The organism is Acinetobacter sp. (assembly GCF_045628685.1).
Taxonomy (GTDB): Bacteria; Pseudomonadota; Gammaproteobacteria; order Pseudomonadales; family Moraxellaceae; genus Acinetobacter.
The window spans coordinates 65454-86890 of sequence record NZ_JAZQPV010000091.1; the positions used below are offsets into that span (position 1 = coordinate 65454).

The 21437-nt window shown below is 41.6% G+C and carries 19 protein-coding genes and 1 pseudogene; 5 read left to right on the plus strand and 15 right to left on the minus strand.

The genetic code is table 11. The features are described from left to right. Positions 1–8 precede the first annotated feature (8 nt). Complete coding sequence (locus tag ACKI4H_RS12005; protein WP_407306020.1) at positions 9–2453, plus strand: CSLREA domain-containing protein; 2445 nt, start codon at positions 9–11, stop codon at positions 2451–2453. 52 nt (positions 2454–2505) lie between these two features. Here the strand turns inward: ACKI4H_RS12005 and ACKI4H_RS12010 are convergent, their stop codons facing one another. The 5 genes from ACKI4H_RS12010 to ACKI4H_RS12030 all read right to left on the minus strand — a co-directional run bounded on the left by ACKI4H_RS12010 (position 2506) and on the right by ACKI4H_RS12030 (position 5809). Beyond that, positions 2506–2913, minus strand: coding sequence for a DUF3106 domain-containing protein (locus ACKI4H_RS12010; RefSeq protein ID WP_407306023.1), 408 nt, complete (start codon positions 2911–2913; stop codon positions 2506–2508). Then, positions 2903–3223 carry a hypothetical protein gene (locus ACKI4H_RS12015; protein ID WP_407306026.1) on the minus strand — a complete coding sequence of 107 codons (321 nt, stop codon included), beginning with the start codon at positions 3221–3223 and terminating at the stop codon, positions 2903–2905. The genes ACKI4H_RS12010 and ACKI4H_RS12015 overlap by 11 nt, the downstream gene beginning before the upstream one ends. After that, positions 3220–3834, minus strand: coding sequence for an RNA polymerase sigma factor (locus tag ACKI4H_RS12020; RefSeq protein WP_407306094.1), 615 nt, complete (start codon positions 3832–3834; stop codon positions 3220–3222). The genes ACKI4H_RS12015 and ACKI4H_RS12020 overlap by 4 nt, the downstream gene beginning before the upstream one ends. Positions 3835–4003: 169 nt before the next feature. Then, entirely contained in the window at positions 4004–4780 is a 777-nt protein-coding gene (locus ACKI4H_RS12025; protein ID WP_407306028.1) for a TrmH family RNA methyltransferase, read from the minus strand. Between the two features lie 54 nt (positions 4781–4834). Further along, positions 4835–5809: a class 1 fructose-bisphosphatase gene (locus ACKI4H_RS12030; protein WP_407306031.1), complete on the minus strand. Its 975-nt coding sequence runs from the start codon at positions 5807–5809 to the stop codon at positions 4835–4837. 186 nt (positions 5810–5995) lie between these two features. Here ACKI4H_RS12030 and ACKI4H_RS12035 point away from each other — a divergent pair, with 186 nt between their 5' ends. After that, on the plus strand, positions 5996–6190 hold the full coding sequence (locus tag ACKI4H_RS12035) for an NF038105 family protein (RefSeq protein ID WP_407306033.1): 195 nt from the start codon (positions 5996–5998) through the stop codon (positions 6188–6190). A gap of 51 nt (positions 6191–6241) precedes the next feature. On the opposite strand, the gene pal is transcribed toward ACKI4H_RS12035, so the two are convergent. The 7 genes and pseudogenes from pal to ACKI4H_RS12070 all read right to left on the minus strand — a co-directional run. Next, complete coding sequence (pal, locus tag ACKI4H_RS12040) at positions 6242–6811, minus strand: peptidoglycan-associated lipoprotein Pal (RefSeq protein WP_407306035.1); 570 nt, start codon at positions 6809–6811, stop codon at positions 6242–6244. A 38-nt stretch (positions 6812–6849) separates the two neighbouring features. Then, positions 6850–8133, minus strand: a complete 1284-nt coding sequence (gene tolB / locus ACKI4H_RS12045; RefSeq protein ID WP_407306096.1) for a Tol-Pal system beta propeller repeat protein TolB — start codon at positions 8131–8133, stop codon at positions 6850–6852. Positions 8134–8341: 208 nt separating this feature from the next. Continuing rightward, positions 8342–9547: a cell envelope integrity protein TolA gene (gene tolA / locus ACKI4H_RS12050; protein WP_407306036.1), complete on the minus strand. Its 1206-nt coding sequence runs from the start codon at positions 9545–9547 to the stop codon at positions 8342–8344. 3 nt (positions 9548–9550) lie between these two features. Beyond that, positions 9551–10000 (minus strand): protein TolR, encoded by a 450-nt coding sequence (gene tolR / locus ACKI4H_RS12055; protein WP_171535899.1) that lies wholly within the window; start codon positions 9998–10000, stop codon positions 9551–9553. Further along, positions 10000–10698, minus strand: a complete 699-nt coding sequence (gene tolQ / locus ACKI4H_RS12060) for a protein TolQ (protein WP_407306039.1) — start codon at positions 10696–10698, stop codon at positions 10000–10002. Before tolQ ends, tolR begins: the two co-directional genes overlap by 1 nt. A gap of 23 nt (positions 10699–10721) precedes the next feature. Further along, positions 10722–11129, minus strand: coding sequence for a tol-pal system-associated acyl-CoA thioesterase (gene ybgC / locus ACKI4H_RS12065; RefSeq protein WP_067863715.1), 408 nt, complete (start codon positions 11127–11129; stop codon positions 10722–10724). A gap of 213 nt (positions 11130–11342) precedes the next feature. Further along, a pseudogene (locus ACKI4H_RS12070) lies at positions 11343–11543 on the minus strand (amidohydrolase); the annotation flags it as partial. A 120-nt stretch (positions 11544–11663) separates the two neighbouring features. On the opposite strand from ACKI4H_RS12070, the gene ACKI4H_RS12075 reads away from it, so the two are divergent. Beyond that, positions 11664–12893 (plus strand): acetamidase/formamidase family protein, encoded by a 1230-nt coding sequence (locus tag ACKI4H_RS12075; protein WP_407306042.1) that lies wholly within the window; start codon positions 11664–11666, stop codon positions 12891–12893. A 143-nt stretch (positions 12894–13036) separates the two neighbouring features. Continuing rightward, a complete protein-coding gene (locus ACKI4H_RS12080; protein WP_407306044.1) occupies positions 13037–13675 on the plus strand; it encodes a hypothetical protein in 639 nt (212 codons plus the stop codon). 20 nt (positions 13676–13695) lie between these two features. Here ACKI4H_RS12080 and ruvB read toward each other — a convergent pair whose 3' ends face one another. The 3 genes from ruvB to ACKI4H_RS12095 form a co-directional block, all read right to left on the minus strand. Continuing rightward, the gene (gene ruvB, locus ACKI4H_RS12085) at positions 13696–14697 is read right to left on the minus strand and encodes a Holliday junction branch migration DNA helicase RuvB (protein ID WP_407306047.1); all 1002 of its coding nucleotides are present in this window, start codon (positions 14695–14697) and stop codon (positions 13696–13698) included. 232 nt (positions 14698–14929) lie between these two features. Continuing rightward, entirely contained in the window at positions 14930–15532 is a 603-nt protein-coding gene (gene ruvA, locus ACKI4H_RS12090) for a Holliday junction branch migration protein RuvA (RefSeq protein WP_407306050.1), read from the minus strand. 120 nt (positions 15533–15652) lie between these two features. After that, a complete protein-coding gene (locus tag ACKI4H_RS12095) occupies positions 15653–16993 on the minus strand; it encodes a deoxyguanosinetriphosphate triphosphohydrolase (protein WP_407306052.1) in 1341 nt (446 codons plus the stop codon). A gap of 582 nt (positions 16994–17575) precedes the next feature. On the opposite strand from ACKI4H_RS12095, the gene purL reads away from it, so the two are divergent. Then, positions 17576–21406: a phosphoribosylformylglycinamidine synthase gene (purL, locus tag ACKI4H_RS12100; protein WP_407306055.1), complete on the plus strand. Its 3831-nt coding sequence runs from the start codon at positions 17576–17578 to the stop codon at positions 21404–21406. The last annotated feature ends 31 nt before the right edge of the window (positions 21407–21437 follow it).

Sequence of the window (21437 nt, forward strand, 5' to 3'; positions counted from 1 at the left end):
GAAAAGTGATGCACACTTATAAAAAAGGACTGCTCTGTGTTATGGTTTTGTCTGCTATGTCACTGATGGCAGCAGAAGATAGAACCATTTATGTCACCACATTTGTAGACGAAAATGGTGAAAATGCCAATGCCTGTTCGCTTCGTGAAGCGATTATCACGGCGAAAAAAAATGCAGCTTATGGTGGCTGTACCCCGGGTAATACGGTGTTCGGTCAAAAAGACTATATTCAACTTAAAGCCGGTACATATAAATTAGATTCGGAGTTAGTGCCTGAATCGAACGTAATAATTAGCGGCGCATCGCGTAAAAACTATAAAGAAAAGAATAAATTAACCCAGACCTATCCAGCATTGGAGGGTATTAAAACCATGATTAGTGGTGAGGGACGTACACGGATATTTAATACCAGTAAAACGGAAATTAGCTTCACCCTCCAGGATATTCAGCTTGAGAATGGTTATGCCGGAACCCAATCTGGGCAAAATGGTCGGGGTGGTGCGGTACTGATTGGGGGAGATTTAATCTTTAATAATGGTGCGATTGTTAACTCTAAGGCAGATGTTGCAGGTGGTGCGATTTACAATGTGGCATTGAATACTGAAAAGAAAATATCGATTAATGGCAGTTTAATTCAGGGGAATACAGCAGCAAAAGGCAGCGTGATCGCGATGGACTGCTACGGCAATATGGATGATACCAAGCCAGTCATTTATTTTGAACGTAATAGTATTATTGAAAATGGTTCAAGTAACAGTTTAAGTAGCTTAGATTTTTGTGGTTCAGCGAAAATTGATTTACTGACTAATACCATTGCACAAAATAAAGCCAGTATTACTAATGGTAGTATTCTGCGTATGGTCACAGATGGCTTAAATCGTTTGAGTCCATATTCTGTTATTGCAATGACCAGTAACACCATCGTAGAGAATGAAGCGCATAGTACGTTGCTCTATGATGAGAATGGCAGCAAATACGGGGCATTTAATGTTTTAGCCTTCAATAAAGGGGGGAAATCGTGCCGCTACTATTCTAATACGGATGTGCCAAAAGAAAATATCATGTTTATTTTGGCAAAAAATGCGTTGAATTTAGGCACGGGTACAGATCAATGTATGCTACCGAAAAGCACATTAGATGCTACAGTAGAAAGCTCGAAAAATATTGATGTATCGACCACCAGTTTCTCGACTCTACTTTCTGAGCTGATCCCTGCATCTCCGTATAACACGTTCTTGCCGCTGTATTATCCACGTAATAACCAAACAGCAACGGATTTAATCGATGTGAACAGTAGTGGCTGTAGTGATTATGATCAACGGCTTTTAGCACGTGCTGATGATACGGTTTTACAGTTAAATCCCGATCTGCAAAGCAGTTGTGATATTGGTTCTGTTGAGCAAATGAACCTAGCAGCGGTTGATATAACTGATCTTAAGAATTCATCTTTAGTAACCTTGTTAGATTACTATCAGTCAAATATTGATGAACTTAAGAAACTGATTACTGAAAGTAATGAAAAAAAAGAAGATGTTGAAGACTTTAAGGAAGAGCTGACCAACTACGAAAATCTGTATAAATACACTAAACAGTACCAAAAATATCGTGCGATTTATTTTGATCCTTTTGCACTTGCTATTGCCGCAGAAGAGCGCGTTCCTGAAAGTGCAAATGAAGAATATCGTATTAAAGTCTTGGATACCCAGCATTACGAGGTTATTGCTGAGCCGTTTGGTATTGGAGTACTCAACATTAAAGATGGTCAGCCAGTACTGAATGGTTCAATGGATGACTTAAAGTGTGAATGGAAAGAAGATCTCAAACGCATCATGATTTATCGCACCAGCGGTGCACTGTTAGAAAATGGAGATAGTGCATATTGTAAATACACCATCAAAGAAAAAGGTGGCAAATCTCAGCAATCATCAGGTATTTTAAAAGCCAGCTTTACCAATATTGCGCCTATTGCAACAGATGATAATTATGTTCTGGATCCGAGTCAGAATCTAAGCGTGAATGTAAATCCGTTAGAAAATGACAACGATGATGGTGATGGTCCGATAGCGACGATTACGATTACGATTACGAAACCGAAAGCGATTTATCATAAAAATGATGCAGGTCAAGATATTCCGATTCGATTTGCTGCATTGCCAGCAGGTTTAATCATGAAAGCTGAACACGAAGGTCCGTGTCCAGAAGCTTATATCCGTGATAAATGCTATGGTGGAAAAATCGAATTTACTATCAAAAGTGCATTTAGTCAGTTCAATTATCCAATTCAATATGTAATTTTTGACGCGGATGGTGGAATATCTAAGGAAGCAACAGTGTTCTTAAAAAATACAGCAAAAGACACTAATTCAAGTAGTAGCGGTGGTGGATCATTGAATATTTATAGTCTATTGATACTTGCTGGACTGGGTTTATATCGACGTTATAAAATGAAATAAGTATAAAAAGCCTCGCAAGAGGCTTTTTATTACTATGGCTATATTTTGAGCATTAATGACTGGTAATATTAGGTTGCTGCAAATATTTACTGATATATTCATCCCGGATAGCAGGTCTTTCGTCAGGAGTGGCTTTTTGCATACGGCTACCTAAGTCTTTACGCTCTTGGCTACTCATTTTTTGCCAAGTTTCTCGCATTTTTTGTTTTTCTTGCTCGGGTAGTTGGGTAAACCAATCCATACGTTGATGCAAAGCTGTACCTTGTGCTTCAGGCAATTCTTTTAATGATTGATAACGCTGAATAAGTGCACGTTGCTCAGCATCTGACAAAGTTTCCCATGTTTCTGCCAATTGAGTGTCTGCGTCTTTAGAAAAAATCCAAAAACGCTCAAAACCAGCGAAACTGGTTTGTAGAAATCCGAGTGCACAAAAAGCGAATGCTAATCTTTTAGCTGCCATGTGGAACTTTGTCCTCGCCTAAAACCATTAACATCTCCAAATCTTCAACCATTTGGGGTGATAATTTTGGAGTAACTACTACTTGATTCTGAGGCTTTTTAGCCATTTCAAGAGAATTCGGGAAAACTATAAATCCTGCAATTGCAGCGGCAAGTGCAAATCCTGACATTTTCCAAAGTCCGTAACGGGCAGTTTCTCGATCCTGAATTTCTTCAATAACATGATTCATCACAATGGGCTTGTCTTTATGATGGTGTGCGAGTCCGTCGAGTTTGGAAGTAACTTGTTTTAAGAAATCATCTTGTTTCATTCGGATGACCCTCCAGAATATGGATTCAAATGTGCCAACGAGTTCCGAAGACCTTGAATGGCACGGTGATAATGCGTTTTTACACTACCTTCACTGCATTCCATAATTTGTGCAGTAGTATGTGTATCAAAACCTTCCCAAGCACGCAGCATAAAAGCTTGTTGCTGTCGAACGGGAAGCTGAGAAATGGCTTCCTGTATTTCCTCGGCAGTTACGGCTTGATCAAGAAAATCGAATGGACTGGGGGTATTTTCATCAATAATATCATTTAGTTCAATATCATCGTCATCTAGACTTACCTTTTTAAAAAATGAAAAAGGTTGTGCTCGACGAACTTCTTTTCTACGCCAGTCTTGTAGTTTATGGTTCAAAATTGTATAAAACAGGGGATACCATTCATCAGTTGGCTTTTCGGCATATGCTTTGTGCAAGGAAATAAATGCTTCTTGCACCAAATCCATCGCAATGCCTTGTTGACCTTGAGTAGCACTTTCCATCATCACTAAGGCACGCCCCGTCACATCTTGCATAAAAATTTTTAGGCGTTGTTCAGCCGTACTCTTCAGAATACTCAAATTTTCCGCTTGAGACTGTTTCGGTGCTGAATCCATAGAGATGGAAAATCCTGTCATTGGACACCCACCATTATTCTCATTTTCATGTATATATAACGTTGAGAATAATGGTTTGGTTGACAACAAACTTATTATTTTTCTAGTGTAGTCTATTTTTAAACATCAACACGTGGTGGTTAAAATAAAGTAACGAAAGAGGCAGAACTTATAAACGCTGACGAACCATCTCAAAGAAACATACAGAACCTGCAATCGCAACATTTAGAGATTCTTGTCCACCAGGCTGTGGGATAGAAACTGCTTCTGCATGGGCAAGGGCATATTCAGAAACGCCTTGACCTTCATTACCCAGAATCCATACGCAAGATTTCTTTAAGTCTTTTGAATATAAACTTTCTGATTCATGTGAACTAGTTACATAGACAGGAATCTTGAATTTATCTAAAAGATCTTCAAGTGCGATATTTTCATAAGTATGCAATGAAAAATGTGCCCCCATGCCTGCACGTAATACGCGTGGCGACCAGAGAGATGCTGAACCTTTTGTACACACAATTTGTTTAATGCCGGCTGCAGCTGCGGAACGAATTAAAGTGCCGACATTACCCGGATCTTGAATATTTTCCAAAATTAAAGTATCTGCCGTGAAGTCCAAAGCATGACTTGAACTTGGTAAATCAACAATAGCAATACAAGCTACGGTCGTACCTAATGTGCTTAAATCTCTATATAAAGATTCACTAATCACAAATACTGCACCTTGGTATTGCTCAGCAATAAGATCGAAATCCGGATGAGCTAAAGCATGTTCTGTGGTGAAAATAGATTTAATTTTTCTATCTTCTGCCAACCATGAAAGACACAAATGTGTACCTTCAAGAACAGTTTGACCTTGTTTTTTACGATATGAGTTTTGGTCAATTAAGCCACGTAAGTGCTTAATTTTAGGATTATCTTTAGATTCGAGAAAAATAGTAGGCATGGGAGAGCAAATCCACGAAAGTAAGCAGTAAGTACTTACTTCCGTTATAAAAAATTAATTATGGTAGTGAGTAACGAGGTCAACTTCGTTTTTAGAACCAATAACAACAGGAACACGTTGATGCAGTTCGGTCGGTTGAATCTCAAGAATACGGACACGGCCCGTAGTAGATGCACCGCCCGCCTGTTCCATCAACATACTCATTGGGTTTGCTTCATACATTAAACGAAGACGACCGGCTTTTTGGGGATCTTTGGTGTCATATGGATATAAGAAAATACCGCTGCGACAAAGGATGCGGTGAATATCACCCACCATACACGCCACCCAACGCATGTTGAAGTCTTTGCCACGAACTGATGTTTTACCGTCTTGCAATTCACCAATATAGCGTTTTACCGGTTCTTCCCAATGACGTTGATTGGATGCATTGATGGCATATTCTTTGGTATCAGCAGCAACCTGAATATTTTCAGAAGTTAAAAGGAACTCTTGAGTTTCTGGATCGAAAGTGAAGAATACAACACCAGCACCCACAGTAAGTGCCATCATGGTCGATGGACCATACAATACATAACCCGCAGCAGCCTGGTTAATACCTGCTTGCATGAAGTCTTCGGCTTTGGTCACTGCATTTTTAGCCGGCAAAATAGAGAAAATTGTGCCGACACACATATTGATATCGATATTGCTTGAACCATCAAGTGGATCGAACAATACCAAAAATTCACCATTTTCTTGCGCAGGGGTAAATTCATCGAGTTCTTCAGAAGCCAAACCACCGACATGTGGATGAACTTTTAAAGCATCGATCAGGTAATCATTCGAAATAACGTCAAGTTTCTTTTGTTCTTCGCCTTGTACGTTTTCGTGTTGTGCACTACCCAATACACCTGCCAAGGCTCCTTTTTGTAATAACTGATCAATGGCTTTGCATGTATTGCCAATTGTTTCAATTACTTGAGCAAGTTCAGGCGTTAAATTCCCTGTTTTTTGTTCTAGAAATTGGGAAAGGGTGAGGTATGACATGACAGGAAAACTCCAATTAGAAAATGATAAAAAATTATCAAAAGAATATGGGGACTCATTTTAGATGAGAACGCAGCAAAAGGACAATTAAACTCGACTATTTGTCGTGATTTTACGCTTGTAAGTTTTGTGGAAAATGCTATGTTGAGAAATAGAAGGTATTAAAATAGTGATAGGAGCACAGTTATGACAACGCAAAAGTTTGATGCGACTCCAACGCCAAATGAAGCTATAGATTTAAATGATATTTCTGAGGAAAAAGTGAAAGAAGCGTGGAACGCTTATGAAGCAAAACCAGAATATAAAAAATTCAACAAGCATGATTTGATCGAATCCATGCAAAGCTCGAAAGATGAAACGAATGAATCTGAAAAAGCTTAAAATATAAAAAAGCGCTCAATCAATAAGTTGAGCGCTTTTTTATTCAAGCCATTATTTTAGTAATGGTGGAACAGCTTCGTAGTTAAGTTCTACGCGGCGATTTTCTTTCCATGCATTTTCATCATGACCGGCATTAATCGGCATTTCTTTACCGTAGCTCACTGCTTCTAATTGTGTTGCAGCAACACCATTGGTAATCAGGAAATTTTCTACTGCTTTAGCACGGCGTTCACCCAAAGCCATGTTGTATTCACGTGTGCCACGTTCATCGGTATGACCGGTTAAAGCCACTTTCGAATTTGCATTGGCTACAAGGAATTGTGCATGTGCTTGAAGGGTTTGATAGTCTTCGTTAGAAAGATCGCTGCTGTCATAGTCAAAGTGAACAACGCGTTTTGCCAAGAAAGCTTTATTTGCTGCAGTCACACCTTTAGAAGAAGCGCCTGCCAGATTTTGTGCATTTAGCGCCGCATCTTCACTTAGGCCTTCAGTACTTACTGTAGCTGCTTCAGAGGGTGTTTGACCTGCTTGAATTTCAGCTGCAGGTTTACGGCTGGCACAACCAGTCATGACTAACGCTGTAGCCAGAAAAGGAAGGACCAATAATTTAACTGCTTTCATCTTTATCTCCATGATCATCATTGCTTTAAATTAATTTGTTATTTTGGTGCCCAGGCAGGTTCACGAACCTCACCTTGTTCACTCGGTAAATTCATACGGAAACGACCATCCAGTGACATGATAGACAATAAGCCGCGATTTCCTTCACGTGTTGCATAAACCACCATCTGCCCATTCGGCGAGAAACTTGGTGATTCATCCAGACTGGTTGGGGTCAGAATGTTGGTGATCCCGGTATTGATATCCTGAATCGCCACTTTGTAATTGCTGCCACTCGGACGATGAACTAGTGCAACTTTTTTACCATCTGCACTTAATGTGCCGCGGGCGTTAAATGCACCACGGAATGTCAGGCGCTTGCTTGAAGTATTGGCAAAATTGTAGGTATAAATTTGTGGTGAACCGCCTCGGTCAGAGGTGAAAATAAATGATTTACCGTCTGGGGCATAACGTGCTTCTGTATCAATGGCACTGTCATTGGTCATACGTTGCAACTGACGTGTTTCCAGATTCATTTGATAAATTTCAGGGTTGCCATGCAGAGATGCCGTAAACAGCATGCTTTTGCCATCGGGCGAGAAGCTTGGCGCACCATTTAAACCACGGAAGCTCGCCAGTTTTTCACGCTGACCTGTGGCCAAGTCTTGTACATAAATTGCAGGACGTTTGGTTTCAAATGAAACATAGGCAATTTTTTTCGCGTCCGGTGTCCAGGCAGGGGACAAAATTGGATCACGAGAAGTGAGAATGGTTTTTGGCTGTTCACCATCGGTGTCGGCAATTTGTAAGGTATAACGCTGTTCAGGAGTCGCAGGATTGCGCAGCACATAAGCAATACGTCCGCTAAAGTCACCTGCAATGCCAGTCAATGCCTGATAAATTGCATCACTGATCATGTGACCCGCTTGGCGAATACGTGAAGCAGGAACAGTTAGTAATTCATTTAATAAATATTGCTGTTTTTCGATATCGTAGAGTTGATAGTGAACTTCAAAACTACCATTTTCTGTTGTTTTTACTATACCTGTAACCACATAAGGAACACCTGCAGATTTCCATGCCGCTGCATTCGGGGTATTCATACTTGCTGTTGCAGGCAGATTTTTTGAAGCACTTGAAAATTTGCCTGAACGGTTTAAATCATTTTCGACAATAGGATAAATGCTTTGATCATTATTAAATGGAATAATGGCAATTTTCGGTGCTTCTTCGGGTGCTTTGGCAATTTCTAAATGCAGTTGTGCATAAGATTGGGTCGCTAAAACAGGACTTAAAGCTGTCAAAATGGTTAGGCAAAGTAAGTGTTTACGCGTCATTTCCATCATCCGCTACGTACTCTAAAAAATGTAAATTATTGTGAATTCAGTCGTGTCACATAATGGCATGATTTTGCTTTATTGGAAGCACCTTCTAACGATTAAACTGTTATAACACTGTGAAAATTGAATGAAATATTATCTATTTTTAGTAGCACTTGAGTTTATACCTCAATAAAAGCCACATCAAATTAAATTTAATGTGGCTTTTATTCTATTTCGCAGTAAAGCTTGAGGTAAATGTTCTTGCTTCCCGTCGTGCATCTGGATCGGAAGGCATAGGGTAAGGCGCTGCTGCACGTACAGCGGCTTCCACACTTGCTTTCATGTCCGGATCACTTGAACTGACGATGACCGATTGAACTGCTCCACTATCACTTAAAGTCACACGAGCAGTGGCTGTTTTTCCAATTGAACCGGATGGAACATCCCAAGCACGATGAACCTTGTTTGTAAAATCACGTTTTGCAGTTGAGGCGATTTTCTTTGCTTCCGCTTTTTTAGTCGCGGCTTCTTCAGCAGCTTGTTTGGCAGCGGACGCTTTGGCTTCTTCAGCCGCACGTTCACGGGCTTCTGCATCTGCCTTGGCTTTTGCAGCTGCGTCAGCTTTGGCTTTATTCGCTGTATCTGCCTTGGCTTTTGCATCGGCATCGGCATCGGCTTTAGCTTTATTTGCTGCATCAGCTTTGGCTTTATTGGCAGCGTCGGCTTTGGCTTTATTAGCCGCATCGGTTTTAGCTTTTTCAGCTGCATCCGCTTTGGCTTTATTGGCGGCATCGGCTTTGGCTTTATTGGCGGCATCAGTTTTAGCTTTATTAATAGCATCAGCTTTGGCCTTCGCAGCAGCGTCTGCTTTCGCTTTTTCAGCCGCGTCAGATTTAGCTTTCGCAGCGCTATCAGCTCGGGCTTTTTCAGCAGCCTCGGCTTTTGCCTTGGCTTGAGCATCTGCTTGAGCTTTTAACTTGTTTGCTGCAGCATTTTTTGCGTTTTCGGCGGCTTGTCGTTCCGCTTTTTGCACTACTTCAGCCGCAGCTTTAGCTTCCTGTGCAGCCTTATTTGCATCAGGCTTTGCTGGTGCTGGTGCTGGTGCTGGTGCTGGTGCTGGAGTAGGAGTAGGAGGGCTAGGCTGCGCAACTGGAATAACAGGTGCAGGTTCAACACTCGGTTTTGCCGTTTGTTGAACTTGTTCTGCAAGTTTTTCATGTGCCGTTTCAGTCGAGTCCGTCTGTTCTAAAGGCACAGGATCGGGAGGGAGCAAGTCCTCAGGCGTGACCAAAACCATTTTAATTTGTTTAGGCGGTTCGACAGGTTTACTCATGCCCAAAAAAAGTAAGCCAGTGATTGCCACAGCATGGATTCCGAGGGTAAATCCAAGTGCAATTGTTTTTTCTTTGGATTGTGGCTTTTTCAAATCTTTCATACTTTATTCTAAAGGCTTAGTGAGTAAGCTAACTTGTGTTAAACCAGCATCTTGAAGACCAGACATTAAAGCCATGACATCTCCATAGGGACGCGTGGTCGCACCATTAATGACGACATTCATTTCCTTATTATCATTTTTGGCTTGAGTTTGTGCCTCGACTAAAACACTCGTCAACTGAGCCAGATCAACAGGACCCGTTTTCTGGTTTTTATATTCCAGATAATACAGACCATCCTGATCCAGCGTCACGATTGTGGGTGCATCTTTAGATTCGATGGGATTGCCATTGGCTTGAGGTAAATCGACTTTAATCCCGCTGGTGATCATAGGTGCTGTGACCATGAAAATCACCAAAAGTACCAGCATGACGTCAATATAAGGGACGACATTCATCTCACTTTTTAGGGGTTTTTTGACCCGCTCAAAGCGTCCGGAACGCTGAATTGCCATTAGTCATTTTCCTGTGCAGAACTCACAGTTTGACGTTGTAATAGCGCCACCATTTCTTCAGCAAATAATGCACGGTTTGAATAGACTGTTTCACCTTTGGAGGTGTAATGGTTAAATGCCAATACAGCAGGAATTGCAGCAAACAGACCAATCGCTGTTGCAATCAGGGCTTCGGCAATACCCGGAGCAACCGTTGCCAAAGTCACTTGATCAACATCAGCCAGACCAATGAAGGCATTCATAATGCCCCAAACGGTACCGAACAGACCGATATAAGGTGCAACAGAACCAATGCTGGCAAGTGCGCCCAAGCCTTGTTCAAGCAGACCTTGGTCACGGCTTAGACCGACACGTAAAATACGTTCTGTGCCTTCAATTGTCTGCGTATTCGGGGCCTGGAATTTTTTGAGTTTAAAAAACTCGCCTATGCCTTGATAGAAGATATCTTCCAGACCGGTACGTTTAGAATTGAGTTGGGCGTTGTTGTATAGCGTGTTGAGTTCGGCGCCAGACCAGAAGATTTTTTGAAAATGTTCATCATCCGTCTGGGCTTTTTTATAACTCATATGTAACTTGGCAATCAGATACCAACTGTATAAAGATGCGAGCAGGAGCACGAGCATTACCAGTTGAACGATGGGACTTGCTTGTAAAATAAGATCTGATATGTGTAAAGATGATTCTAGTTGTGTTGCCATAGTTACATGTGCCAATAAATTTTTTAGTCTTGTTCTAACTCTTTAAGAATTAGTTCACGAATTTCGTCTGGAAGTCTACGAGGTTTCATTTCTGCACTTATACATGCCAATTCGACCTCGCCAGATGCAAGCATGATTTCACCACGATAAATATTTTGTTGCAATACAAATGATGTCGCTTTACACGAAACTACACTCGCAGTTACGGTAATCAAGTCATCCATCAAGATTGGGCGTGAATATTTCACGTTAATTTTATGGACCACAAAGTTGTAATCTTTTTGGTGCCAATAGTGGTCCACACCCGATGCGCGCAGCCATTCGGTACGAGTACGTTCCATAAAACGAATATGATTCGCGTGATAGACAATGCCACCTGCATCAGTGTCTTCAATATATACACGAATGTTGAATTCGAATTTATTCGCCATGATTGTGTTCCATTTTTTTCAATTCAGTTTTATGGTTTTAACTGTACTTTTAGCGGCTTAAAAGATCTGTGAAAATGACATTTTTTCGCTAAGAGTCAAGCTGTGTAACGCATTGCAGTTTAGCAGCTTGAGTTTTTAGTCCAATGGCACAAGGTTTCAAATGAAATCTATTCTGTATTCGATTAACACAAGCTTTAAATATAAAAATGTACTTTATTTTTTTGCAGTTTGCATCTTTTTCCATTTTATCTGTACCTGATCGGCATCTTTTAGATAATCCAGAATGAAGCGCACATGGCTTTCTACCCCGGGTTTTAAAGTCCTATTATCGACTATAAGTAAAGGGTTAGGTGCTGCTTTTGCCATGTTCTGATCGACAGGGGTTGCACCGACAAACATAAATAAAGAAGCTAATCAATCTAATTTATATCAACGAGTAAAATTAAAAGAATGTTTTTTAAGCAGCTTGTTAGTTTTTTGGCACTCAGATTGCAATAGCTATTCCATACTGTTTTTATGATGGAATTTGAACACATGTTAAAACCTTTGGCTTTATCACTCGCAATGGCCTCAAGCTTAAGTTTTATTTCTATGAGCCTATGGGCTGAAGACTTTAAGCTATTGAAACAGCTAGAAAATAAACCAACATTACTCAAAAGTGGTGAATATAAAGGTCACTATTATGTGCCAAGTACCTTAAATACGATTACCTGGGGCTATCTGCCAAATAAAGATGCAAAACCAGTCCTGACGGTTTCATCTGGTAGCACGGTAACGTTTGATACGGTGTCGCATGAAGGCTTACTGGAAGATCAGGGGCGGGATGCTGAAAAATATTTCACGTCAAAAGGGGTGAAAGCTGAACATGTGCTGCCTGAAGCGAAACTGATTACCGGTTCAAAGCTGAAACATGACTTTCATAAAGATGGTCCACATATTATTACCGGCCCGGTGTATGTAGAAGGTGCCATGCCGGGCGATATTTTAAAAGTTGAGATTTTGAAGGTTGAACCACGTGTCCCTTATGGGGTGATTTCAAACCGTCATGGTAAAGGTACCTTGCCTGAATTCCCTAAACGCACCAAACATGAGCATGCATCTCCTGCAAACCCTGATGCCTATGGCAATGTGTCCATTTTTACACCGATTGAAAAAAATGCAGATGGCATATGGGAAGGAGTGCTGAAAACTGAGTCGAGTAAAGCGATTCGTTTCCCATTGAATCCATTTATGGGCACGATGGGTGTAGCAGCCAATACCAGTGAACCTGTACATTCTGTTCCGCCGTCTTTTTATGGAGGCAATATTGATATTAATGATTTAAGCGCAGGAGCAACTGCTTACTTTCCTGTACAGGTACCAGGTGCGTTGTTTTATACGGGAGATAGTCATTTTGTTCAGGGCGATGGTGAAGTGGCTTTAACTGCACTAGAAGGTTCTGCGCGTGCAACTTTTAAGATTTCAGTATTAAAAGCGGGTAGTGACAAGATTCCGGGACAATCATTAAGTCAGCCCTTGGGTGAAAATGCTGAATTCTGGATCACGCCGGGTCTGGATGAAGATTTAGATGAAGCAATGCGTAAATCGACACGTGAAGCGATTCGCTTCCTAGTCAATGAATATGGGATTTCCGAAGAAATTGCCTATGCCTATTTAAGTGCAGCGACTGACTTTGAAGTGTCACAAGTCGTAGATAAAACTAAAGGTATTCACGCAATGATTCGTAAAGCGGACTTTAAGGAGTTTAAGAAAGACGCAAAATAAGCATGAATATCATTTAAAAATTGAAGAGTTGTGCTTTTGCCAACTGATTAGACATGGTCAGTTGGCTTTTTCTTTTGTAATGCTTTGAAAATGTTTAGAATATGAAAAATAAGTAATCTATTCAAAATATAAAGGGGTAACGTGTGGCAGAAGGAAATAATAATGAAGTGATGATTCAGCTGCCATGGACAGTGCCACAACAGCCTTTATATACAACTCATGTTAATGTTGACCCGGAAAGTAAGAAAATTCCAATTGATCTAAATGTGAGTTCGACGGATTGGGTTGTTGCAGGCAGTGTATTACTTTCATTTTTAGCTTTTGCAGTGACCATATACGTTGTTAAGCAATCAACAAAGAGTCAAATTAAGTCTAATAAATTATTCATTGCATCTCAAAAAAAATTGAAAAACTTAGAACTAGAAAATTTACATAATCAGGAAATTTTAAGAGAGCTAAATATATTCGAAATGGCTTTTAAAAATATAGGAGTCTATCTTAAGTTGAAAAGTGATAGGAAAATTGAAATCACTCCAGAAAGAACAGAATCTACGATAGAAAATTTAGAAATCTTGAACCGTCAGATGATTGTTTTAGGTAATTTAATACTGGCTTATAAAGGCATTGATATTCGTGAAGATTTTCAGCAATTGGATATTAAAATATGGGAATTAATAGATGAGTTGAAAGTAAGTGGTTGGCTGGATACAAAGATAAGTTCAATTATTAAGAACTGCGAAGAAATCACAGAATCAATCCACTCAAAAATAAAAGCAGCCTAAGCTGCTTTCCTAAATCACTTCTATTTCGGTTCGGGCGGTGTCATCCCAAACTGCAAATACGCCATATTGGTGGCAATACGGCCTCGTGCAGTACGCATTGCATAACCTTGCTGAATCAAATACGGCTCAATCACATCTTCCAATGTGCCTGAATCTTCCGCCATGGCAGCAGCCAAAGCTTCGACACCGGCAGGGCCACCATCAAAACGTTCTAACAACATGCTTAAATAACGACGGTCTAAAGTGTCCAAACCATCTTTATCGACTTTCAACATATCCAGCGCACGTTGCGCCATATCCTGATTGACTTCACCGTTGCCTTTGACTTGTGCATAGTCACGTACACGACGCAGTAAACGGTTAGCAATACGTGGTGTACCACGCGCACGACGGGCAATTTCTTTGGCACCATCACCAGTCATGGGAACGTCCATTAGCGATGCTGAACGTGTCACAATCTGGGTTAAATCTTCAACCGAATAAAACTCTAAACGCTGCACAATACCAAAACGGTCACGCAGTGGAGAGGTAAGTAAGCCTGCACGCGTCGTTGCTGCAACTAGTGTAAATGGTGGTAAATCCAGTTTAATCGAACGTGCACCCGGTCCTTCACCAATCATAATGTCGAGTTGGTAATCTTCCATCGCCGGATAGAGAATTTCTTCAATCACAGGTGAAAGACGGTGAATCTCGTCAATAAATAGCACATCACCTTCTTCAAGGTTGGTTAGCATGGCTGCCAAATCACCGGCACGTTCCAGTACAGGACCCGAAGTTGATTTTAAATTACCGCCCATCTCACGCGCGATAATATTGGCAAGTGTGGTTTTACCCAAACCGGGTGGGCCAAAAATCAAGGTGTGGTCAAGTGCTTCACCACGACCACGTGCTGCGCCAATAAAGATTTCCATTTGCTCACGTACCACCGGCTGACCAACATAGTCATCCAGTGAAGTGGGGCGAATGGCACGATCAAAATGATCTTCAGGTTTTTCAGAACCACTGATTAAACGGTCTTGCATAATGAATTAGATTTACCTTTAGGGGCATCAATTGAGTCTGCGATGATTCATACAGTCTCAAATATTTATCTGAGTTTAGATGCCATTGTGTAGGCATAACTTTACTTTTGATAGGCAAAAGTAACAAAACCCTTTGCAGAAATAATGGCATGTCCGTATGCCATATTTCTGCGGCAGCATCCATGCTGCCTTTCATTGCATCTATTTACATCTATAATTTTAAATAATGACGTTATTTGTTCATTGATTTAAGAGCTGCACGGATAATATCACTGGCTTCAGTGTAATCACCTTTCACGGCATTAATTAGTTTTTGAGCTTCAGCAGGTTTATAACCCAATGATTGCAACGCTGCTTCTGCTTCAGCAACCGCCGAATTACCCATAAACTGAATTTGGGGCGCTGTTGAATTAGTCGGCACATTGCCTGAAGACATGGCTTTAAAGCGGTCGCGAAGTTCAATCATCAGGCGTTCAGCGGTCTTTTTGCCGACACCCGGAACCTTAACCAGTGTATTCAGGTCTTCATTTTCAACGGTATGAATGAGCAGGTTGATACTCAAAGTCGATAAAATACCCAACGCCATTTTAGGACCAACGCCGTTTACTTTCAGTAAGGTACGGAAAATGGTTTTCTCTTGTGCATCTAAAAAACCGTAAAGCAATTGTGCATCTTCACGAACGGTTAAATGCGTCCATAGCGTTACCTTTTGCCCCTTTTGTAATTGGCAAAATGTAGAAAGCGGTGTATCCACTTCATAGCCCACGCCATTTACATTTAATAGTACTGTCGGTGCTTCCAAAGCAAATACTTCACCAATGAGACATCCAATCATTTTAATTTTTCACTTAGCTATCGTTGGTTGCATAGTAGTGAGCATTTGCATGAAAGGCAAAATGCACACGCATATTTTTTAAATTTCACAAAAATCCTGGTCAAAATATCTGCAAAACTTTTAGATCAAGCCGGCTTTATTGCCCTGTAATTCTTGCGACAGGTTATAGGCTTGATGGTCTGAAAACTTCGAAATAATATCCAAGACCTGCATAATATTTTCATAGTGATTACTTTCAAAATTCACCCCTGCACGTTGCAGCATCGACATTAAACGCTGTTCTTTAAAACTTAAAGTCTTATGCGGTGTGGTTAAAGGAATAAAAGCCTCTAAAATATTTTGCAGACTTTGATGGGCAATAATCTCCAAACCGGCTTTTTGCGGATGTTCAAAAATTTTGTCACGCGCCAAGTTCTTCGCCCGGTTAATACCGCGTTCAATATCTTGGGAGCAATATTGCAACAAGCTGCCCTTGAGTTGCCCAGACAAAATTTCATAATGATGTTTGGCAAATGCTGTGGTTACTTCATCCACCAGACGTTTCATGACTCGTCCCCGTAAAGCGGCAATTTTTTGCTGCCAAGTCATAGTGGGTATAGACAGTTCTTGGGGTATTCCATAATCCGCAATCAGATCAAGGAAAATAGGTTCCACTTCTTCATAAGACAGCATGTTTAAAATAATGCCATCTTCCAGATCAATCAGCGCATAGCAAATGTCATCTGCTGCTTCTAATAAGTAGGTCAGTGGATGACGGCAATAGTGATATTCACCGAGCTGAATTAAACCCAGTTGTTCGGCAATTTGCTTCAACACCTCTTTTTCGGACTGATAACAACCAAACTTTGCCCGTTGACTGGCAGGGCGGCCACCTTGAGAGGCAATGGTTTTAGACAGCCATGGGTACTTTAAGTAAGCTCCTAAGGTTGCGTAAGTTAGACGCATGCCGCCATCATTCGGATGATAGTCAATTTTGGTCAGTAAGCGTAAACCTTGGGCATTGCCTTCAAACTGGCGTACATCGGCCTGTTCCTCAGGCGAGAGCTTTGCTAAAAAGTTTCCGTGTGAAGCATCATCAAACCATTCGCGAATCGCATATTCACCGGCATGTCCAAAAGGCGGATTACCAATATCATGCGCCAGACAGGCTGCTTGAATAATTGCTCCGACATCAGCTGGGGAAATCCATACCGGAAGTTGATCTTTAATTTTTTCAGCTGCCAACATGCCGAGTGAACGACCGATACAGGACACTTCCAGTGAATGGGTCAAACGGGTATGAATGCCGTCATGCTGTGTCAGCGGATGAACCTGGGTTTTTCGGTTTAACTGGCGAAAACTTTGCGAGAAAATAATGCGGTCATAATCTTTATGGAATGGGCTACGTGCCTGTTCTGTACTTTGTTTTTTGCTACCAATACGAACTGTCGAAAGCAGTTCTAACCAACGCATTTGTTCCATTTATCATTGTTCAGTGACGACCTGAAATCATCATGCCAAAAAAAAGACCAACAGACTAGAGTGGAGCGACATGATTTGTCATTGTGAATGGTGTATATAAAGAGAAAAAAATGTTTCACCTTATCGGAATGTCTTTAATCACATTTGATCGTACGGCTTCAAAGGTTGAAAATAGGGTAGATTAGAACCTCGATAATTCTATTTAATAAACAAGTGAAAGGTGATGTACTTGAGTGTGTAGCGTACTCACACAGCACTAGTGACCGCATTGATCTGGTTGATCCAAAGTCACTTAAAATTGCAGTCGAAGCAATGGTTCATCTACTGAAAACCGTTGATAGGTTATCTAGTTAGAAGGTTTTAAATCATATTTAGAAACAAGATGCTAAACAATCCGAGATAGACGAAATTAAAAATTTTTACATGAAAATTAAAGTAATATTAAGGCTTCTTGCATGAATAGGCGGCACATTCGTGAATTTCTATCTAGCTGATTTGGTCAATACGAAGTAGAATATGCGCTCTCTCTAAGTCACATTGGCGGTATGGTCCCCAAGACCTGCCCGTGGAGCCAAAATCAGCATGTTTATCGTGGCCGGTGCACCAGCACACTCTTCTTTTAAGAAAACTCAACTCTTAAACCGTTTAGCGTCAATGAGTTCTGTTCAATCAATTGAAAGTCAATGGATTTATCTGTTTGATCAAGCGCTCAACGAGCAGCAGCATCAATCTGCATTACAACTGTTAAATGACGGTGCGTCTTTTGAAGTTCGCCAGGCGGCAAGTGATGAAATTCAAGTTCTTGTAACACCGCGTTTGGGGACAATCTCTCCGTGGTCTTCTAAAGCGACTGATATTTTTGCCAACTGTAATACCCCAATACACCGCCTTGAACGCGGTGTTTTGTTTACCTTAAAGGGTATTTCTGAAATATCGAATGAAGTAAAACTGGCATTGCATGACCGTATGACTGAAAGCATTTTCAATCAAATTGATGATGCGGTTGCCTTGTTTAACGAGACTGAACCAAAACCTTTAAATAGCATTGATATTTTAGGTCAAGGTAAAGAAGCACTGGTGAAAGCCAACTCTGAATTTGGTTTTGCATTGTCTGATGAAGAAATTGATTACTTAACCGAAGCATTTATCAAGATGGGTCGTAACCCACATGACATCGAGCTGATGATGTTTGCACAAGCAAACTCTGAGCATTGCCGTCATAAAATCTTCGGTTCAGAATGGACCATTGATGGTGAAAAACAGCCATTGTCATTGTTCCAGATGATTAAAAACACCTATAAAGAATCTCCTGCAGATGTATTGTCGGCATATAAAGACAACGCTTCTGTAATTGTGGGTTATGACACGCAACGTTTCTATCCAAAACCGGATGAAAACGGTCACCACGTTTATAAATACAAGAGCCAGGCTGCTCATATCCTCATGAAAGTGGAAACTCACAACCATCCAACAGCGATTGCACCATTTGCCGGTGCTGCGACAGGTTCAGGTGGTGAAATTCGTGATGAAGGCGCAACAGGTCGTGGCGGTAAACCAAAAGCAGGTTTAACTGGCTTCACCGTATCTAATTTGAATATTCCTGGTTTTGAACAACCTTGGGAAGACAATTACGGCAAACCATCGCGTATGGCATCTCCACTCCAGATCATGATTGATGGTCCTTTAGGTGGTGCTGCATTTAATAACGAATTTGGTCGTCCTGCGTTAAATGGTTACTTCCGTACGTTCGAACAAAATGTAAATGGTGATGTAAAAGGTTTTCACAAACCCATTATGATTGCCGGTGGTTACGGTAATATCCGTCCTGACCATGTAGAAAAAGATCCAATCCAACCGGGCGATTTGCTCATTGTTCTGGGTGGTCCTGCAATGCTCATCGGTTTAGGCGGTGGCGCAGCATCTTCTGTAGATAGCGGTAAACTCGGTGAGAACCTGGATTTCGCTTCAGTACAACGTGAAAACCCGGAAATGGAACGCCGTTGCCAGGAAGTGATTGATACCTGCTGGCGCTTTGAAGATGCCAATCCAATCGTGTCTATACATGACGTAGGTGCAGGCGGTGTATCGAATGCAATGCCAGAACTCGTGAACGATCACGAACTCGGTGCAGTCTTGAATCTTCGTAAGATTCCTTCATTAGAGCCAGGCATGTCTCCAATGGAAATCTGGTCGAACGAAGCGCAAGAACGTTATGTATTGGCAATTCGTCCATCTTCACTCGAATTATTTGAATCGATCTGTGCACGTGAACGTTGTCCGTTTGCCGTGTTAGGTGAAGCGACTGAAGCACGTCATTTGACGGTTGAAGATCCATTGTTTGGTAATAAAGCTGTGGATATGCCGATGCAAGTGATGCTGGGTGGTACACCTCGCATGAGCCGTTCATATGAAACCATTGAACGTAAAGGCGATGCCTTCACTGCGGCAAATATTGACTTGAAAGATGCGATTTACCGTGTTCTTAAAAATCCAACCGTTGCCTCTAAATCGTTCCTGATCACCATTGGTGACCGTTCGATTACCGGTATGGTTGCACGTGACCAAATGGTCGGTCGCTGGCAGGTTCCTGTAGCGGATGCTGCAGTAACAACCACAAGCCTTGTCGGTTACACCGGTGAAGCAATGGCGATGGGTGAACGTCCTCCGGTTGCCTTGTTGAATCCTGCTGCGTCTGCCCGTTTGGCTGTGGCTGAGTCAATTTCAAACATCATGTGTGCCAACATTGAACAGATCAGCGACATTAAGTTGTCTGCGAACTGGATGGCAGCTGCAGGCCAAAAAGGCGAAGACCAAGCGCTATTTGAAGGTGTTAAAGCCATTGGTATGGAAATGTGTCCAGCCCTTGGTATCGCAATTCCAGTCGGTAAAGACTCGTTGTCTATGCGTACCACCTGGAACGACGAAGGTACCGACAAATCCGTTACTTCACCAATGACTGGTGTAATTACCGCATTCGCACCAGTTGGTGATGTGCGTAAAACATTAACACCTGAATTGAAAAATGAAGATTCAGTACTGGTACGCATTGACTTGTCTAAAGGTCAGTTCCGTTTGGGCGGTTCGATCCTTGCTCAGGTTTACAAAGCCATTGGTTCTGTAACCCCGGATGTCGACAGCTTCGATGACTTCAAAGCATTCTTTGCCTTGGTTCAAGACTGGAACAACCGTGGCTTGGTGAAGGCTTACCATGACATCGGTGATGGTGGTTTGCTCGCGACTGTTGCAGAAATGATGTTTGCTTCACGTTTGGGTGTAGCACTTGAAGATCAATCGACTGAAAGCTTGTTTGCTGAAGAAATTGGTGCTGTACTTCAAATCGCGGCAAGCGATTGGGATGCACTTCAAGTTGAAGTTGCTGAATCAGTATTGAAAGATGCAATTAGCGTCGTTGGGCGTGTAAACAATACCGATCAATTGTCGATTAATGATCTGGTACTTGAACGTAGCGACTTGCAAGTGGCTTGGACTGAAGTGTCTCACCAAATCCAGCGCCTGCGTGACAACGTGGAAACTGCAAATTCCGAGTTTGCTTTAATCATAGACAAGAATCACAAAGGTATCATTGCACAGCCAACATTTGATTTGAATGAACCTGTTGAAGCGCCGTTTATTAATTCACGTCGTCCAAACATGGTGATCTTGCGTGAACAGGGCGTAAATGGTCATGTTGAAATGGCTGCGGCATTTGACAAAGTGGGCTTCAACACTATCGATGTTCACATGAGTGATCTTATCGCGGGTCGTATTGATCTGGATGACTTTGAAGGTCTGGTAACTTGTGGTGGTTTCTCTTACGGTGACGTGATGGGCGCAGGCGGTGGTTGGGCGAAATCAGTTCTATTCAACCCTAAACTTCGTGACCAGTTCGAGAAATTCTTCCATCGTCAAGAAACCTTCTCTCTAGGGATTTGTAACGGTTGTCAAATGTTATCGCAACTTGCTCCATTGATTCCGGGTGCCGATGCTTGGCCACGTTTCCACCGTAATACGTCTGAGATGTTCGAAGCGCGTGCTGTTAATGTTCGTGTTGAAAAGTCTCATTCGATCCTGTTAGAAGGTATGGAAGGTTCGATTTTACCAATTGCGGTTGCGCATGGTGAAGGTCGCGTCGTTGCAAGTGCGGAAAATATCGCTGCATTAAATGCAGGCAACCAGGTCAGCCTACGTTATGTAGATAGCTTGGGGAATGCAACGCAACAATATCCATTGAATCCGAACGGTTCACCGGAAGCGATTACAGGTGTGACGTCTATCGACGGTCGTGCAACAATTATGATGCCGCACCCTGAACGTAACTTCCGTGCAGTTCAGCATTCTTGGAAACCTGAAGAGTGGACTGAAGATGGTGCATGGTTACGCATGTTCCGTAATGCACGTAAGTTTATTGGTTAATCCAATTTAAATAATGAAAAGGGTCGCAAGA

What these genes read in the sequence shown, in the direction of transcription:
- ACKI4H_RS12005 (WP_407306020.1), top strand. Translation starts at nt 9, where the DNA reads ATGCACACTTATAAAAAAGGACTGCTCTGTGTTATGGTTTTGTCTGCT.
- ACKI4H_RS12010 (WP_407306023.1), bottom strand. Translation starts at nt 2,913, where the DNA reads ATGGCAGCTAAAAGATTAGCATTCGCTTTTTGTGCACTCGGATTTCTA.
- ACKI4H_RS12015 (WP_407306026.1), bottom strand. Translation starts at nt 3,223, where the DNA reads ATGAAACAAGATGATTTCTTAAAACAAGTTACTTCCAAACTCGACGGA.
- ACKI4H_RS12020 (WP_407306094.1), bottom strand. Translation starts at nt 3,834, where the DNA reads ATGGATTCAGCACCGAAACAGTCTCAAGCGGAAAATTTGAGTATTCTG.
- ACKI4H_RS12025 (WP_407306028.1), bottom strand. Translation starts at nt 4,780, where the DNA reads ATGCCTACTATTTTTCTCGAATCTAAAGATAATCCTAAAATTAAGCAC.
- ACKI4H_RS12030 (WP_407306031.1), bottom strand. Translation starts at nt 5,809, where the DNA reads ATGTCATACCTCACCCTTTCCCAATTTCTAGAACAAAAAACAGGGAAT.
- ACKI4H_RS12035 (WP_407306033.1), top strand. Translation starts at nt 5,996, where the DNA reads ATGACAACGCAAAAGTTTGATGCGACTCCAACGCCAAATGAAGCTATA.
- pal (WP_407306035.1), bottom strand. Translation starts at nt 6,811, where the DNA reads ATGAAAGCAGTTAAATTATTGGTCCTTCCTTTTCTGGCTACAGCGTTA.
- tolB (WP_407306096.1), bottom strand. Translation starts at nt 8,133, where the DNA reads ATGGAAATGACGCGTAAACACTTACTTTGCCTAACCATTTTGACAGCT.
- tolA (WP_407306036.1), bottom strand. Translation starts at nt 9,547, where the DNA reads ATGAAAGATTTGAAAAAGCCACAATCCAAAGAAAAAACAATTGCACTT.
- tolR (WP_171535899.1), bottom strand. Translation starts at nt 10,000, where the DNA reads ATGGCAATTCAGCGTTCCGGACGCTTTGAGCGGGTCAAAAAACCCCTA.
- tolQ (WP_407306039.1), bottom strand. Translation starts at nt 10,698, where the DNA reads ATGGCAACACAACTAGAATCATCTTTACACATATCAGATCTTATTTTA.
- ybgC (WP_067863715.1), bottom strand. Translation starts at nt 11,129, where the DNA reads ATGGCGAATAAATTCGAATTCAACATTCGTGTATATATTGAAGACACT.
- ACKI4H_RS12075 (WP_407306042.1), top strand. Translation starts at nt 11,664, where the DNA reads ATGTTAAAACCTTTGGCTTTATCACTCGCAATGGCCTCAAGCTTAAGT.
- ruvB (WP_407306047.1), bottom strand. Translation starts at nt 14,697, where the DNA reads ATGCAAGACCGTTTAATCAGTGGTTCTGAAAAACCTGAAGATCATTTT.
- ruvA (WP_407306050.1), bottom strand. Translation starts at nt 15,532, where the DNA reads ATGATTGGATGTCTCATTGGTGAAGTATTTGCTTTGGAAGCACCGACA.
- ACKI4H_RS12095 (WP_407306052.1), bottom strand. Translation starts at nt 16,993, where the DNA reads ATGGAACAAATGCGTTGGTTAGAACTGCTTTCGACAGTTCGTATTGGT.
- purL (WP_407306055.1), top strand. Translation starts at nt 17,576, where the DNA reads ATGTTTATCGTGGCCGGTGCACCAGCACACTCTTCTTTTAAGAAAACT.